The following is a 15,541-nucleotide window of genomic DNA, read 5'->3' on the forward strand; positions in this document are numbered from 1 at the left end:
CTACTAGAACAAGAAAACCACCACAAAGGTGCCTGTCCCCTTTGTGGTGGTTTTTGGCGCGGATGGGTTAGTTGAGGGCGGCTTGGGCTAGGCGAGCTTCGGCGTCCTCCTCGGTGACGCCCAAGGCCACGGCGAACTCCTCGATGGAGCGGCGCTTGGCCTCCTTGAGTACGCGCATGTAGTAGGAGCTGGGTTTTTTATCAGCTTCCTCGGCCTGGCGAATGCGGTGCATCATGGTCTTTGCCACGCGGACCGTCTCGGGCGCGCCCAGCTTGAGCTGCTGCTTAAAGTGTGTCTCCTCAAGCGAGCTGTTGCGCTCGGTAAAGGTGTCGCACTCCAGCTCGTCATAGTGGCTCAGCAGGTGCTCGGCATCTTGCTGCGAGATGGCGGCGTGCAAACGGTCGGCCTGCGCCACGGGGTACATGAGGATCGTCTGCGCATGTCCCTGCTTGGTCTCGAGCAGCAGCATGGGCTGCGGTGTGTCGTCCCTAAAACCGACGACGGTGCAGACTCCCTGGCCCGGATGAATGACGTGTTGACCGATTGAGAACATGCTACCTCCAACTTATACGAATTTACGTATGTCTAGAATAACACGCTGACGTGCGCAAACCCTTACTTTATGCAGGAAAAGCACACAACTCTGATAGGTAAGAGTATTCGATAACAGACGCAGCTCATTCACACCTTTATGCATTTTCAACGCCTGCATAATCTGCAGGCAGACTGGCATCTTTGAGGGACTCCATACAAGCTGTAGTCATTTTTGTGCATATGCAATATCTATTAGCTTTACCCTGCGACAGTGCCCGTCGCTTGTGATAGAGTGCTACAAACTCTGGCTTTTGCCCTACGAGTGACCAAGAGCTCGGGGGCTTTAACACAAGGAGGATCTATGCCCGAGAAGATTGAAGAGCTGGTACGCGCTGCGCTTGCTGCGGCCCAGGAGGCCGGCGACCTTTCCGCATTTGAACTTGACGATTGCGCTATCGAGCGACCGGCTGACACTTCTCATGGCGAGTGGACCTCTACCATGGCCCTGAAGTCCGCCAAGCTGGCCCACTGCGCCCCGCGCAAGATCGCCGAGGCCATCGTTGCCCATATGCCTGAGGACCCCGCGATCGAGAAGGTCGAGATCGCAGGCCCCGGCTTCATCAACTTTTACCTCTCCGTTGCCGTCAAGAATGCCATCTTTGGCGAGGCTCGCGAGAAGGGTATGGACTTCGCTAAGTCCAACGTCGGTGGTGGCCTGAAGACCCAGGTCGAGTTCGTTTCCGCCAACCCCGTCGGCCCCATGCACATCGGCCACGGCCGTTGGGCCGCGCTGGGCGACTCGCTCTGCCGCGTTATGGACCACGCCGGTTACGACATCCAGCGTGAGTTCTACATCAACGACCACGGCTCTCAGATGAACACCTTCGGCAACTCCATCAGCACGCGCTATATGCAGCTTGCCGACATCATCGCCAAGCAGGGCGTGGATATCGACGAGGCTCACAAGCTGCTGATCGCCGACCGCGACGCCTTTGTTGCCGACGAGAACGACGAGCACCCCGAGACCCATCCGTATCAGGACAACTTTGCCGAGACTCTGGGCAAGGACTCCTACGGCGGCGACTACATCATCGACGAGGCTGCTGAGTTCTGGCGCACCGACGGCGATAAGTGGGTCGACGCCGACCCGCAGGAGCGTATGGAGAGCTTCCGCGAGCGCGGCTATGTGAAGATGGTCGACAACATGCGCGACCTCTGCCACGCCGTCAATTGCGACTTCGATCGTTGGTACTCCGAGCGTTCGCTGTATGTGAAGGACACCGAGGGTGAGACCGCCGGCACCTCCGCCGTCGACCGCGCTTTTGAGAAGCTCGACAAGATGGGCTATCTCTACACTAAGGACGGCGCCCTGTGGTTCCGCTCCACCGACCTGGGCGATGACAAGGACCGCGTCCTGATCAAGTCCGACGGCGAGTACACCTACTTCGCCTCCGACGTTGCCTATCACTGGGATAAGTTCCAGCGCGTCGACCACGTCATCGACATCTGGGGCGCCGACCATCACGGCTACATCGAGCGCGTCCGCTGCGTCTGCGACGCCTTGGGTTACCCCGGCAAGTTCGAGGTTCTGCTGGGCCAGCTCGTCAACCTGCTGCGCAACGGCAAGCCCGTCCGTATGTCCAAGCGCAAGGGCACCATGGTGACCCTGCAGGAGCTCGTCGACGAGGTCGGCTCCGATGCCGCTCGCTACACGCTCATCTCCAAGAGCTCCAACCAGATGGTCGACTTCGATATTGAGGCCGTTAAGAAACGCGACAACTCCAACCCGGTGTACTACGTGCAGTACGCTCACGCCCGTGTGTGCTCCATCCTGCGCCGTGCCGCTGACGTTACGCCCGAGCAGGCTGACGAGATGGGCATGAAGGCCGTCGCCGCCAAGGCCATCGGTGAGAACGTCGATTACTCGCTGCTGACCGACCCGACCGAGCTCGCCCTTTCGCGTAAGCTCAACGAGCTCACCGACCTCATCGCCAGCTGCGCTCGCGACCGCGCCCCGTTCCGTCTGACGCACTTTGCTGAGGAACTTGCCGGCGACTTCCACAGCTTCTACGCTGCCTGCCAGGTTCTGCCGAGCGAGGGCCGTCCCGTCGACCCCGAGCTTTCGCGTGCCCGTCTGGCCGCTTGCGACGCCGTCCGCGTGACGCTCGCCCTGGTGCTCACCCTTGTTGGCGTTTCCGCGCCCGAGCAGATGTAATCTGCGAGTCATTTAACCGTGTAGGTTCGGCTTTGCTGAGCCCTATAAGCCCGATCTCCATGCGGAGGTCGGGCTTTTTGCAAACGCCGACGTATTGACGAATTTGGAACTGCTGGAAATACGAAACTATGCCGGTTTACTACGATGAATATGAGAAATTCCAACCACGCCAGCTTTTCGCAAAAAAGTGCAGGGCATCTACCTGCGGTTTTAGTTCAACAAGTTTCGGAGTGGTCGCGGTTGAGCGATTCATCGTAGTAAACCGCCATAGTTTTGGCGGAGGCAGTCAGATTTGTGGGTGTTAAACCAAAGAGTGCCCCTTTTGACTAGTCGTTTAAGAGCGTTCCCAATGACTAAGTTGCAGGTGGCGGCGGTTGTGTTACACTAACGCTGCGTATATGACGCAATCATCTCGATACAGATCAATGATGTCCGTCGTTTTGAACGGAACTAGACTGTTTAGCCGCCCTGAAGGTTTATGCAGGGAGCATGTGATCACAGGGCTTGAAAAGAAAGTTGAGCAAACACTGTGTCTGATCAACAGCAAGAAAACGAAATAACGACGACGCAAGCCGCTCCCGCTGCACCGGTTGCGTCGGACCAGGTCGCGGCGCCCGCGCATGCCTCGGCTCCTGAGACGCCTAAGGCTGCTTCGACGCCTACGCCTGCAACGGCTGAGAAGGCCGTGCCTGCAACTGGTGAGGAGGCTGCTCCGGCAAAGCCCAAGCGTACGCGCCGCACGGCCAAGCCTGCTGCTGACGGCGAGGAGGTCACCAAGCCCAAGCGCCGTACCACGCGCATGACGCGCGTCAAGCGCACCGTTGCAGCTGACTCCTCGGCGCCGATTTCCGATGAGGTCGCGCAGGCACGTGCGTTGGCGCAGATTAGCGAGGCTCAGGTGGTGCGCGCCCGCCGTCGTGCTGCCGAGCGCGAGGCTGCGGCTCTGACCGAGCTTGCAGCTCCGTCTGTGCCCGAGACGCCTGCCGCCACCGAGACCCCTGTCGCCGACCAGCCGACCGAGAAGCCGGTACCGCGCACACGCCGTCGCACGGCTGCTAAGGCCGAGCAGGTTGCCGATCAGGTAACCCCCGAGCTCACTGAGGCTTCGGTCCGTTCCGCGGCAGGGGAGGGCACATCGCCTGTTGAGCTCGCTGCGCCTGTCGAGGCCAGCGAAGTTCCCGTTGTCGATCCGGCTTTGCGCCCGCACCGTCGCGGTCGCAAGCCCAAGGCCTTCGTCGAGGCAGAGAAGGCCGCAGCCGCAGCTGCAGCCGCTCGGGATGCTGCGGCGACCGCCGAATCTGCAACCGCCGCCGACGCGCCCGTCCAGGATGCTACGACTTCCGAGGCCGCTCCCGCCGATGTCGAGCCCGCCGACCTCCGTCCCGGTCGCAGCCGTCGCACTGCTGCTAAGCGCACGTCCAAGGCTAAGGCTGCCAAGAAGGTTGCGTCCGAGGATTCCGCCGAGACGACCGCCGATGCATCGACTGACGCCGCCGAGCCCCAGGACGTCGAACAGCCTGCGTCTGAGAAGCCCAAGCGCGGTCGTAAGAAGTCCGCTAAGGCCAAGGCGTCCGAGCAGCAGGCCGAGGCCGAGCTGCAGGGCGATTCCAAGGCCGAGGCCAGCGATGATACTGTGGCTAACGCCGACGCCGTCGCAACCGATGGCGCCGCGCCCGCCGAGGCCGAAGACAACGCTCGCCCCAACCGTCGCCAGCACAAGCGTAACGACGAGCGCAACGAGCGCAAGGACGAGCGCAACAACGACCGCCGCAACCGCCAGCGCGATCGCAAACAGCGCAACAAGGAGCGCAACGCCGCCCCCACCGAGCCCACGCTTTCGCGTGAGGAACTCGCGGCCATGAAGGTCGCCGAGCTGCGCGAGAAGGCCAAGGAGTTCGAGATCGAGACGACCGGCAAGAAGAAAGCCGAGCTCGTCGAGGAGATCTACGTCACCGCCGCGAAGGCCGAGGGCTTCCGCGACATCAAGGGCATCCTGCAGATTCGTCCGGACAGCTCCGGTATCATCCACGCCCACGGTTACATGAAGTCCAACGACGACGCCTTCGTCCCCGCCTACCTCATCCGCTCCGCGCGTCTGCGCACGGGCGACGTCATCGAGGGCTCGCTTCGTCCTTCGCGCGGCGGCGACAAGCGCGCCGGCCTCGCCAAAATCACGACCGTCAACGGTCTAGACCCCGAGCAGATTCGCAACCGCCCCAAGTTTGGTGACCTCACCCCGGTCTATCCCAACGAGCCGCTGCGCATGGAGCACGGCAAGGACTCCATTACCGGTCGCGCCATCGACATCGTGTCGCCGATCGGCAAGGGTCAGCGTGGCTTGATCGTGTCTCCGCCCAAGGCCGGCAAGACCACGATCCTCAAGAAGATCTGCCAGTCCATCTCGATCAACAACCCCGAGGTGCACCTCATCTGCCTGCTCGTCGACGAGCGCCCCGAAGAGGTCACCGATATGCAGCGCTCCATTAAGGGCGAGGTCGTGGCCTCGACCTTCGATATGCCCGCCGACAACCACACCCGCGTGGCCGAGCTCGTCATCGAGCGCGCCAAGCGCATCGTGGAGCTGGGCGGCGATGTCGTGGTGGTGCTCGACTCCATCACGCGTCTTGCCCGCGCCTACAACTTGGCGGCGCCCGCCTCGGGCCGCATCCTTTCGGGCGGCGTCGATTCGGCGGCGCTGTATCCGCCCAAGCGCTTCCTGGGCGCAGCCCGCAATATCGAGAACGGTGGCTCGCTCACCATCCTGGCCTCTGCCCTCATCGACACCGGTTCCAAGATGGACGAGGTCATCTTTGAGGAGTTCAAGGGCACCGGCAACATGGAGCTTAAGCTCGACCGCGACCTGGCCGACCGCCGCATCTTCCCGGCTATCGACCCCGTTGCCTCCGGTACGCGTAACGAGGACCTGTTGGTTGACGAGCAGATGCGTCCGTTTGTCTTTGGCCTGCGTCGCATTCTTGCCGGCATGAACAACACCGAGCGCGCGGCCGCATCGTTTATCAAGGGTCTTAAGGGCACCAACACCAACCAGGAGTTCCTGGTGCGTTCGGCCAAAAAGCACAGCGACTACGAGCAGACGTTCTAGGTTGTCATCCACGCGCAGCGATAGTCATCAGTGCAATAAAGGGTCGGGGCTTTGAGCCTCGGCCCTTTTCTTTATTGCCGCTCCGCGCTTTTTTGACCATAAGACTGGCAAGCAGCAGGTTTCCCGTTTCAATCCGACATCGTCGCTTGCAATCGACAGGGCGGTTTCGCATAATAGCTTTTAAGCTTCGCGACGGAAAACGCAGATGAAACGAACCATATACCGTTGCTTTGGGGCATAGCCCCGCTTCATCTTCTCTCGCGCAGCCAACTGAATGATGCGATTTGGGTGCTGGAAGATGGGGAGAGCTCATGGCTTCTTCTGATGCAACACAACGAGCAGTCCTTGCCGGACTTTCGTGCGGGATCGGCCTTGCCGCTCCCGTGGTTATGTATGCCGCGACGCTGCCGTTTTCGTCTGTGAACGAGACGGTCGTGGCGGGTGCGGTTCCCTTCGCCGTGGGCGCGGTGGCGGGCGTGGGTATCTATGCCGCCTCGCTGGGTATTTCCGAGTACCGTGCGCAGCGTGAAGAGCGTCTATTCCAGCCTGATGCCATGGGCGGTGCCGCCAATCTCAATCAGCATCAAAGCGAGTTCAAGACCGCCTCGATTCCAGCTCAGCAGCAGGATGCGACTCCTTACGCTGCGGCTTCTGCTTCTCAGGCTCAGGCGGAGCAGTCTACCTCGGCATTCCTTTCCGGCCTGACTGGTGCGTTCCAGCGCCGTCATGCCGATGATGGTGTCCCTACCATCGCTCGAGCCGCAGATGCTATGGACGAGGACGAGGCTTGGTCCATGATCGACAGTATGCTCGACGACGATTCGCCGGTGAGCTGCGACCCTGCACACTCGCGCGACGTCTATCAAGTCGCCATCGACGAGCTCACCAACGGCGGGCAGACCGGCTCCTTCAATCGCGACGACATCGCCGCCGCGGCACGCGCCGTGTCTGGCTCCCAGGCCGCCCCTGCGGGCAGCACGGCGGCTTTCGTGGCGCTCGTCGCCAACGCGGCAGCCAATAACGCCTACAGCGCTACCTCGGCGGACGCGAACGCTTCTGCCGACAATTCGTACGTTGATGAAGCCATGACTGCGGACGAGGAGGCCGTTGCCGCCCGCCGTGCCGCCGAAAGCTCGCTTTGGGGCGCTCCTGCCCAGCAGCAGGCGGCTGAGGCTGCGCCGTACAATGCAAACCTCGCCAGCATGCCTATCATCTCCGGTGCCGTGGACATCGATCTCGATGACCTCGATGAGCCTGCAGCCATCACCGCATCGATTGATGCCCAAGATCGCATCGACACCGGCGACCTTCCGGACGCCTCGCTCGAGGTTGATGTTCCCATGGCCGATTACTCGGGCCACGAGGACATGTGGGCCGCCGCCACCGCGATTCTGGATGAGATTGACGAGCCCGCTCCTGTTGCAGCCCCCGCTCCCGTCGCTGCCCCTCAGCCTGCTGCCCCCGCCTATGTCGGCCGTCACAGTGCTGTGTTCCCCGAGGATACTGCCCGTATCTCGCGCGAGAGCATCGAGCGGGCCGAGGCTATTGCCGCCGGCATTATGGAAAACCGTCGTCACGAGCGCGTCAATCAGATCCTCGAGGAAGAGATCGAGCGCCTGCAGTCCTCAACCGCCAAGCGTACGGGCCGTGCCTATCTGAGCGTTATCGAGGGCGGTACCGCCAGCTTCGCGCCGCTCCGCGCGGAGGCATAACTTCTGCATGGTTAAGATCAATCGAAAATGGGCGGTTGTAACCTGCCTGATGGCGCTCTTGATCTGGGGCAATTCGCTGGTTCCCGGCTCGGGGTCGGGCTCGCTGAGCCTAACGGTCATGGAAGCTATCCGCGGTTTCCTGCACAGCGTGGGACTTCCATATGAATGGGTGACCAACTTTGTTGTTCGCAAGTGCGCGCATTTTACCGAGTATATGGTGCTCGGCATCTTGGCAACGCACGCCTTTGATTTTGAGGGCCGGCGCACCTTTGACGTGCTGCTGCCCACGGCGGTGTTCCTGCTGCTGATTCCCTCGATCGACGAGACGATTCAGCTCTTTGTGCCGGGACGCGCCGGCATGATCACCGATGTGATGATCGACTGCTGTGGAGCGGCAACGGGCGTTGTGCTCCGATATCTCTTACGGTCGCTGATGTGCGCTAAAAAGGCCGCCTAGGACGTATTGTTTGGTCCTAGGCGGCCTTTTTTATTTGAGGGGCTTATATGAGGCGTGGTGGCGTCGTTCCGTAGGTCGGATTTGCCGGGCGCGCCACGCCCTGTGGGTGCGTCTGCTACTGAAGCGCCTGTGCGCCCAGGGCCAGGCAGCCCATAATGCCCTGCTTGCCCTCGAGGCTGTTGTTGACGATGTAGTTATCGATGTCGTTGACCTCGGGCGTGACGATATAGCCGTTGAGCATCTCGGCACACTTTTTGCGTGCGAGCGGCACGATGGGGGTGTGGTCGGCCACACCGCCGCCGATGATGATCTTTTGCGGCGCGTAGCACAGCGTGTAGGTCATGAGCGCCTGTGCTAGATAGCCTGCGAGCAGGTCCATGGCCTCTGGGTCATCGGCCATGTCTCCGGCGCTCTTGCCATCCCAGCGCTTTTTAACGCCGGGGCCGGCGATGAGGCCCTCGAGGCAGTTGTCATGGAAGGGGCAAGCGCTATGCTCGCCGATGGTGTCGCGCGGGTCGCGCGTGACCAGGATGTGGCCGGCCTCGGGATGCATCATGCCGTGTACGAGCTTACCGCCCGAGAGCACGCCGGCGCCCACACCGGTGCCGATGGTCAGGTAGACCACGTCCGTGAGGCCCCGGGCGCAACCAAAGGTGACCTCGCCCAAGCAGGCAACGTTGACGTCGGTGTCGTAGCCGCAGGGAATATTGAGCTCGTTTTGGATGGTGCCCAGCAGGTCGAAGTAGCGCCATGCCGTTTTGGGCGTCTCTAGGATCTTGCCGTATTGGGGCGAGGCAGGGTTGACTGCGGTGGGTCCAAAGGCGCCGATGCCCAGCGCGGCGATGCCCTTGTTCGCAAACCATGCATTGACGGCCTCAACGGTCTCCTGCGGGGTCGTGGTCGCGATCTGCTCACGCTCCAGGACCGTACCGTCTGCATAGCCCGTGGCGCAGACCATCTTGGTGCCGCCGGCCTCGAGCGCTCCGATAAGCTGCTGTTCTGCCATAGTATTCCTCTCTCTGGGACGAGTTGCTCCGTGACTAAAGTATAGGGCTCTAAACCATTTAAGAAAGCGCTATAAAAAGAAGAAGCCTCGCAACGTGGCGGGCGGTGCGGGGCTTCTTTGGTTGCTTTAGTTGCCGGGCCGTCCTTACCCGCGCGGCTTGATTTTATCACGTAGCGACTTGAGGTTCTCCAGTGCCGCGTTAAGCGTCTCATCCCGCTTGGCAAAGTGGAAACGAATCAGATGGTTGACGGGCTCGCGGAAGAAGCTCGAGCCGGGCACGGCGCCCACGCCCACCTTGGATGCGAGGTCCTCGCAGAATTCGAGGTCGCTGTCATAGCCAAACTCAGAGATGTCCATCATGACGTAGTAGGCGCCCTGCGGCACGTTATGCTCAAGACCGATGCTATCGAGCCCCTGGCAGAACAAGTCGCGTTTGGCGGTGTAGAGGTCGAGGACCTCATCGTAATAGCTGTCGTCGAAGTTGAGGGCGGTGACAACGGCTTCCTGCAGGGGAGCGGCGGCACCCACGGTGAGAAAGTCGTGGACCTTCTTGATACGCTCGGTGATCTGGGCCGGGGCGATGGTGTAGCCCAGGCGCCAACCGGTGATGGAGTACGTCTTAGACAGCGAGCTGCAGCTGATGGTTCGCTCGAACATGCCGGGCAGCGTGGCCATATAGACGTGCTCGTGGGGCGCGTAGACGATGTGCTCGTATACCTCGTCGGTAATGCAGTAGGCGTCGTACTTTTTGCAGAGGTCGGCGATGAAGGTGAGCTCCTCGCGCGTAAAGACCTTGCCGCAAGGGTTGGAAGGGTTGCACAGGACGATGGCCTTGGGGTCGTTGTCGCGGAAGGCTGCCTCGAGCGTCTCGCGGTCAAAGTCGAACGTGGGCGGGTTGAGCGGCACATAGATGGGCTCGGCACCCGAGAGAATGGTGTCAGCGCCGTAGTTCTCGTAGAACGGCGAGAAGATGACGACCTTGTCTCCGGGGTTCGTAACCGTCATCATGGCGGCCATCATGGCCTCGGTGGAGCCGCAGGTGACCACGATATTCTGGTTGGGGTCGATCGGCATGCCCATAAAGTGCTCCTGTTTGGCGGCGAGCGCCTCGCGCATGGCCTGGGAGCCCCAGGTAATGGAGTACTGGTGGTAGAGCGGCTTGGGGTCGGCGGCGATGGTGCTCAGGCTGTTGAGCAGCTGCGCCGGAGGATCGAAGTCGGGGAAGCCCTGCGACAGGTTGACGGCATCGTACTTATTGGAGATGCGTGTCATGCGGCGGATGACCGAATCGGTAAATGTTGCCGTGCGGTTGGAGAGTTCTTTCATGCCGGTCCTTTCAAGGATTTGCAGTGGGGCAAGTTTACTCCTATGGAACCGGTGGGAATTGCTCGAAACGCGCTCGAAAAACTCTTTTCAAAATTCTTGAAAATTGGGGCTTGCATCGCGTGGCGTTCCTTGCAATAATAGTCGAGCGCGAAGCGCACAGGACACGGTGGGTGTAGCTCAGTTGGCTAGAGCGACGGGTTGTGGTCCCGTAGGTCGAGGGTTCGAGTCCCTTTACCCACCCCAGTTCTTGCTTCGTGTTGATATCGGGTCGTTAGCTCAGTTGGTAGAGCAGGGGACTCTTAATCCCAAGGTCCAGGGTTCGAACCCCTGACGGCCCACCACACGATATCTCATCTAAAGTCCGCCATAACGGACTTTAGCTTTGGGTCGTTAGCTCAGTTGGTAGAGCAGGGGACTCTTAATCCCAAGGTCCAGGGTTCGACTCCCTGACGGCCCACCAAAGCATGTTAAAGCGACTGGCTTAGGCTGGTCGCTTTTTTCTTAACCTCGCATGGGGTCGAACCCGAAAGGGCGCGGCCGCTTTCACAGATTGAGTCTACCCTGGGGATCGGTGAAACCGTCAGTACCCTCCTTGAGTTTCTTCTCGTCTGCCTTCACGCGACGCTCGAGCTTTTTTGTATCCTCGGCAGGCGGTAGGTTCTCGGGAACAATTCCGCGGTCGATGAGGCTGCCACGCACGCTCGTGTTGTTCTCGACGTGTTCTTGTTTGATCTGGTCCAGACCGTACAAGTCGTGTTCCTCGGCGTTGAAGGCCGTCATCGAGTTCGTGAGGTCCTTTGCTTTGATGAGGACATCGGCTAACCTGTCCGCCAATGCCGCGCTCTTGGGTACGCCGAGCTGCTGCTTCATTTCCGCCGTGCTTCTGCCGCCGAATAACGTCTCATCGCCCTTCGACTTGATGATCGCGAATCCTTTGGAGTCCACGCCGCGTTTGAACGCAATACCCGAGAGCTGTTTCTCTGAATCGGATAGCGAGTGGCGCGCCTGCAAGCGCTGAATCTCTGCGAAGCGCTGCTCTATGAGCTCTTGGCGGCGCGTCTGCACGGCAAAGTATGCCTGGGCGAGCGCGATCTCTGGCTTGTTTGAATCTCCGTTCTGTGCGATTAAATAGCATGCATAGCGCGTAAGTTTGTAGTCTTTAACCGCGCGAGCGGCGACACCGGCAGTTACCATTTTCGTGGTGTCACGAAAATGGGAATCAACTGGAGTTTTGTTTGTTTCGCACGAGACTTTTGCCCTCTTAACAACTTCGGCGAAGTTCTCCCATCGAGTGTACCCCATGGGTTCCATTAAATCGCGTGCGAGCCAATACTCAACGCCGTCTTCCACATGGGCGTAGCTGTCAAGTTCGACACGCCATTTCTCGATATCCCTGCTGTCCATATCTCCTCCTCGCTGGTCTATTTTCTATGCGGGCTTTGCCCGCTCTATATTCAGAATAAGGATACGCTGTCGTGCGGACACGAATGGGCCCCGTGCTGCTTCAAGCTCACGGGGCCCATGGATATCGATTGATTGTGTTCTGCTTTAGATAGGTGTCCGGTTTAATCCGCTCGATAGTGCGATCCGAGACTTTCGGTCCGCTTACGCATGGCTTTGACCATTTCCTGTGCTAGTCGAATCTGCGACTGTAGGCGGGCGAGGGCTGCGATCTCGCTGTCATCGGCATGCGGCTTGCTCAGCGCCATGGCCTTGTCTTGCAGGCTTTCAAGCTGTTGCAGGGCCTCGGATAGGCCTGTTTCGGTCCTGTTGATCATGCAATAGGTGCTCATCGTGTGCCTAAGGCTGTGTGTCAGGCGATCGGCATCTGTTGTGGCAATGCCGTACTGGGGGAGGGTGATATCCGTCTTCAGGGCCGCTTCAGGCTCTTTCTGCGCTGTGAGGGCTGCCGATGCGCCCGCGATACGTCCGAATACGATGCCGTTGGCGCTTGACAAGCCACCAATGCGGTCGGCGCCGTGCATGCCGCCTGTCGCCTCGCCGCAAGCGTAGAGGCCCTCAACGCCCGTGTGCGCGGTCTTATCGATCTTGATGCCGCCGTTAGCAGCGTGGGCATACATCGCAACGCGCATCTCGTCGGTCGGCGCGATGCCGTGCTCGTCTTGCAGCCAGGTGGCAAAGGTCTGCACAAACTCTGGGACATCCTCGCGGGGGAAGTCGTAGTGGAGTGCCAGGCCTTCGACACCTGCCTGATCGATGACGAGATCGATAGCGCGGGAGGCCAAGCGTGACGTGAAGGGACCATATCCAGAGCGCTGCTCGAGCAGGTCGTCCAGCTTGTCGTCGGCAATATCTACCGGCTGGTCTACGTGCACGTAGCGCCAGGTTTTCTCATTGAAGACCAAGTTACGCCTGGGCTCGATGAAGCCGGGCATCATCTGCATGAACTCTATATTAGTAAGTGTTGCGCCGTGCGCCAGCGCGATGGCCTGCGAGGAACTGAGCACATCAGCCGACGTAAGGCTGCGCTCGAACAGGCCGCCTGTGCCACCGGCTGCGATGACCGTGGCCTTGGCAGCAAAGGGCACGATTCGATTTTCGGTAAGGTCGTAGAGTACGGTTCCGGTTATTCTGCCGTTCGTGTCCTCAACAAGGTCGATAAGCTCATGGCGGGGGAGCAGGCGAATGCCGAGCGACTCGATCCGGGTCGTCAGAGCGTCCTCAAGGGGCTTGCGGGTGAGGCCGCGCCACATGCGCGTCTTGTGGTCAAAGCAGGGGATAAATTGCTTTTGTTGAGCACTCTTGGCGCTTTGCGGACGCTGGAGCTCAACGCCCAGCTCTTGCTCGAGCCAGTCAATCGCTTGGGGAATGCCGTGGACGAACGCTTGGACGAGTTCGGGGTCGGCAACGCCGCCGCCGACGGCCAGGATGGTGTCGATGAGGTCCTGCTCGTCGTCTTCGTTAACGGGTCCGATAAGCCCTAGGCCCCAGGTTCCGGGGAAGAAGCTCGATCCACTCATAGTCTTGCCGGCGCTTGCCACAGTGACGGTTGCACCCGTGCGTGCCGCTTCGATGGCGGCGCAAAGTCCCGCAATGCCAGATCCAATTACCAGTACATCAGTCGATTCCATCGGATTCCTTTCTCGTCCGGCGCATTGTCGCACGGGTGATCGGCAATGGGGCCGCAAAGACTCGGCAAATCGGTAAAGGGCAAATATGGCAGGTGGGCGTCATGGACGCTCTGACGCTCCATCTCATCACATCTTGTATTTCGCCCCAACTGATATATCGGCATTAGCTACCCTGCGACAGCGCAAACAAAAAGAGCCGCTACCTGGGTGGGTAGCGGCTCCAAAGCTCAACTATATGAGCATCGCGCGGGCGCGATTAGGCCTTGAGGGCCTCCTCGACGGCGACAGCGCAGGCGACGGTGGCACCGACCATGGGGTTGTTGCCCATGCCGATGAGACCCATCATGTCAACGTGCGCAGGCACGGAGGAAGAACCGGCGAACTGGGCGTCGGAGTGCATACGGCCCATGGTGTCGGTCATGCCGTAAGAGGCAGGGCCGGCGCCCATGTTGTCCGGGTGCAGGGTACGACCAGTGCCGCCACCAGAAGCGACGGAGAAGTACTTCTTGCCAGCCTCGAGGCGCTCCTTTTTGTAGGTGCCAGCGACGGGGTGCTGGAAGCGCGTGGGGTTGGTGGAGTTACCGGTGATCGAGATGTCGACGTTCTCGTGCCACATGATGGCAACGCCCTCGCGGACGTCGTCGGCGCCGTAGCAGTTGACGGCGGCGCGGGGACCATCGGAGTAGGGGATGGTCTCGACGACCTTGAGCTCGCCCGTGAAGTAGTCGAACTGGGTCTTCACGTAGGTGAAGCCGTTGATGCGGGCGATGATCTGAGCAGCGTCCTTGCCCAGACCGTTGAGGATGACGCGCAGCGGCTTCTTACGAGCCTTGTTGGCGTTCAGAGCCAGGCCGATAGCGCCCTCAGCGGCAGCGAAGGACTCGTGACCGGCCAGGAAGGCGAAGCACTCGGTGTCGTCGGAGAGCAGCATGGCGCCCAGGTTGCCGTGGCCCAGACCGACCTTGCGGTCCTCGGCGACGGAGCCGGGAACGGTGAAGGCCTGGATGCCCTCGCCGATGATGGCTGCAGCCTCAGAAGCGGACTTGGCGCCACGCTTGACAGCGAGAGCGCAACCGAGGGTGTAGGCCCACTCGGCGTTCTGGAAGGCGATGGACTGGGTGTTGTTGACGATCTCACGCGGGTTGAAGCCCTTGTCGGTGCAGATTTGCAGAGCTTCCTCGAGGGAGGCGATGCCGTTGTCGGCGAGGCACTTGTTGATCTTGTCAGCGCGGCGCTCGTAACCTTCGAACGTAACAGTCATAGTTATTTCCCTCCCTTTCTACTCGTGAACCGGGAACACGCTGGCGACGGAGTGAGTCTCCTCGTCGGTGCGCGGGTCGATGTACTTGGCAGCGTTCTCCCACTGACCATAGTGGCCCATAGCGCCAGCGATGGCCTCCTCGGGGGTCTTGCCGGCCTTGACGGCGTCGGTGAACTTGCCGAGGTTCAGGAACTCGAATGCGATGATCTCGTTCTTGTCGTTGAGAGCCATGCGGGTGACGTAGCCCTGAGCGAGCTCGAGGTAACGAGCGCCCTTGGCCTTGGTGCCGAACATGGTGCCGACCTGAGAGCGAAGGCCCTTGCCGAGGTCGTCGAGGGAGGCGCCCACGGGCAGGCCGCCCTCGGAGAACGCGGTCTGGCTGCGACCGTAAACGATCTGCAGGAAGATCTCGCGCATAGCAACGTTGATGGCGTCGCAGACGAGGTCGGTGTTGAGGGCCTCGAGGATGGTCTTACCGGGAAGGATCTCGGAAGCCATGGCGGCAGAGTGGGTCATGCCCGAGCAGCCGATGGTCTCAACGAGGGCCTCCTCGATGATGCCGTCCTTGACGTTCAGCGTGAGCTTGCAGGCGCCCTGCTGAGGTGCGCACCAACCCACACCGTGCGTAAGACCGGAGATGTCGGAAATCTCCTTAGCCTGGACCCACTTGCCCTCCTCGGGGATGGGTGCGGGGCCGTGGTATGCACCCTTGGCAACGGGGCACATGTTCTCCACTTCCTGTGAGTACTGCATGCCTCTCCTCTCTATCGTGTTGGCGTCCCGTCTGGGGGTCGTGGCTGGCGATTGCCGGGCGACCCTTCGAAAGGGACATGAC

At 60.5% G+C, this 15,541-nt stretch carries 11 protein-coding genes and 3 tRNA genes; 7 read left to right on the forward strand and 7 right to left on the reverse strand.

What is annotated here, in order from left to right:
- Positions 1–67 precede the first annotated feature (67 nt).
- Positions 68–553, reverse strand: a complete 486-nt coding sequence (locus AB5164_RS01815; RefSeq protein WP_022094807.1) for a CarD family transcriptional regulator — start codon at positions 551–553, stop codon at positions 68–70.
- 342 nt (positions 554–895) lie between these two features.
- On the opposite strand from AB5164_RS01815, the gene argS reads away from it, so the two are divergent.
- The 4 genes from argS (at position 896) to AB5164_RS01835 (ending at position 8,021) form a co-directional block, all read left to right on the forward strand.
- Positions 896–2,749 (forward strand): arginine--tRNA ligase, encoded by a 1,854-nt coding sequence (gene argS, locus AB5164_RS01820; RefSeq protein WP_117655689.1) that lies wholly within the window; start codon positions 896–898, stop codon positions 2,747–2,749.
- A 529-nt stretch (positions 2,750–3,278) separates the two neighbouring features.
- The gene (gene rho, locus AB5164_RS01825; protein ID WP_438265607.1) at positions 3,279–5,852 is read left to right on the forward strand and encodes a transcription termination factor Rho; all 2,574 of its coding nucleotides are present in this window, start codon (positions 3,279–3,281) and stop codon (positions 5,850–5,852) included.
- A 311-nt stretch (positions 5,853–6,163) separates the two neighbouring features.
- Complete coding sequence (locus tag AB5164_RS01830) at positions 6,164–7,564, forward strand: hypothetical protein (RefSeq protein WP_368142392.1); 1,401 nt, start codon at positions 6,164–6,166, stop codon at positions 7,562–7,564.
- A 7-nt stretch (positions 7,565–7,571) separates the two neighbouring features.
- On the forward strand, positions 7,572–8,021 hold the full coding sequence (locus AB5164_RS01835; protein WP_117770213.1) for a VanZ family protein: 450 nt from the start codon (positions 7,572–7,574) through the stop codon (positions 8,019–8,021).
- Between the two features lie 115 nt (positions 8,022–8,136).
- Here the strand turns inward: AB5164_RS01835 and AB5164_RS01840 are convergent, their stop codons facing one another.
- Positions 8,137–9,027 (reverse strand): ROK family protein, encoded by an 891-nt coding sequence (locus AB5164_RS01840; RefSeq protein ID WP_368142391.1) that lies wholly within the window; start codon positions 9,025–9,027, stop codon positions 8,137–8,139.
- Between the two features lie 144 nt (positions 9,028–9,171).
- Positions 9,172–10,353, reverse strand: coding sequence for a pyridoxal phosphate-dependent aminotransferase (locus AB5164_RS01845; RefSeq protein WP_195239198.1), 1,182 nt, complete (start codon positions 10,351–10,353; stop codon positions 9,172–9,174).
- 166 nt (positions 10,354–10,519) lie between these two features.
- Here AB5164_RS01845 and AB5164_RS01850 point away from each other — a divergent pair.
- The 3 genes from AB5164_RS01850 (at position 10,520) to AB5164_RS01860 (ending at position 10,813) form a co-directional block, all read left to right on the forward strand.
- Positions 10,520–10,596, forward strand: a tRNA-His gene (locus AB5164_RS01850).
- A gap of 22 nt (positions 10,597–10,618) precedes the next feature.
- Positions 10,619–10,694 (forward strand) — tRNA-Lys (locus tag AB5164_RS01855).
- A gap of 43 nt (positions 10,695–10,737) precedes the next feature.
- A tRNA-Lys gene (locus AB5164_RS01860) sits at positions 10,738–10,813 on the forward strand.
- A gap of 83 nt (positions 10,814–10,896) precedes the next feature.
- On the opposite strand, the gene dinD is transcribed toward AB5164_RS01860, so the two are convergent.
- From dinD to AB5164_RS01880, 4 genes are all read right to left on the reverse strand, one after another.
- Positions 10,897–11,757, reverse strand: coding sequence for a DNA damage-inducible protein D (gene dinD / locus AB5164_RS01865; RefSeq protein WP_368142390.1), 861 nt, complete (start codon positions 11,755–11,757; stop codon positions 10,897–10,899).
- 161 nt (positions 11,758–11,918) lie between these two features.
- The gene (locus tag AB5164_RS01870) at positions 11,919–13,445 is read right to left on the reverse strand and encodes an FAD-dependent oxidoreductase (RefSeq protein ID WP_368142389.1); all 1,527 of its coding nucleotides are present in this window, start codon (positions 13,443–13,445) and stop codon (positions 11,919–11,921) included.
- A 256-nt stretch (positions 13,446–13,701) separates the two neighbouring features.
- Entirely contained in the window at positions 13,702–14,706 is a 1,005-nt protein-coding gene (locus AB5164_RS01875) for a GGGtGRT protein (protein ID WP_006235553.1), read from the reverse strand.
- Positions 14,707–14,724: 18 nt separating this feature from the next.
- Complete coding sequence (locus AB5164_RS01880; RefSeq protein WP_006235554.1) at positions 14,725–15,459, reverse strand: iron-sulfur cluster assembly scaffold protein; 735 nt, start codon at positions 15,457–15,459, stop codon at positions 14,725–14,727.
- Between the last annotated feature and the right edge of the window lie 82 nt (positions 15,460–15,541).

Origin of the sequence: Collinsella aerofaciens, from assembly GCF_040915425.1 — a bacterium.
Taxonomy (GTDB): Bacteria; Actinomycetota; Coriobacteriia; order Coriobacteriales; family Coriobacteriaceae; genus Collinsella; species Collinsella aerofaciens_BW.

What these genes read in the sequence shown, in the direction of transcription:
- AB5164_RS01870 (WP_368142389.1), bottom strand. Translation starts at nt 13,445, where the DNA reads ATGGAATCGACTGATGTACTGGTAATTGGATCTGGCATTGCGGGACTT.
- dinD (WP_368142390.1), bottom strand. Translation starts at nt 11,757, where the DNA reads ATGGACAGCAGGGATATCGAGAAATGGCGTGTCGAACTTGACAGCTAC.
- AB5164_RS01845 (WP_195239198.1), bottom strand. Translation starts at nt 10,353, where the DNA reads ATGAAAGAACTCTCCAACCGCACGGCAACATTTACCGATTCGGTCATC.
- AB5164_RS01875 (WP_006235553.1), bottom strand. Translation starts at nt 14,706, where the DNA reads ATGACTGTTACGTTCGAAGGTTACGAGCGCCGCGCTGACAAGATCAAC.
- AB5164_RS01835 (WP_117770213.1), top strand. Translation starts at nt 7,572, where the DNA reads ATGGTTAAGATCAATCGAAAATGGGCGGTTGTAACCTGCCTGATGGCG.
- AB5164_RS01830 (WP_368142392.1), top strand. Translation starts at nt 6,164, where the DNA reads ATGGCTTCTTCTGATGCAACACAACGAGCAGTCCTTGCCGGACTTTCG.
- AB5164_RS01840 (WP_368142391.1), bottom strand. Translation starts at nt 9,027, where the DNA reads ATGGCAGAACAGCAGCTTATCGGAGCGCTCGAGGCCGGCGGCACCAAG.
- AB5164_RS01880 (WP_006235554.1), bottom strand. Translation starts at nt 15,459, where the DNA reads ATGCAGTACTCACAGGAAGTGGAGAACATGTGCCCCGTTGCCAAGGGT.
- AB5164_RS01815 (WP_022094807.1), bottom strand. Translation starts at nt 553, where the DNA reads ATGTTCTCAATCGGTCAACACGTCATTCATCCGGGCCAGGGAGTCTGC.
- argS (WP_117655689.1), top strand. Translation starts at nt 896, where the DNA reads ATGCCCGAGAAGATTGAAGAGCTGGTACGCGCTGCGCTTGCTGCGGCC.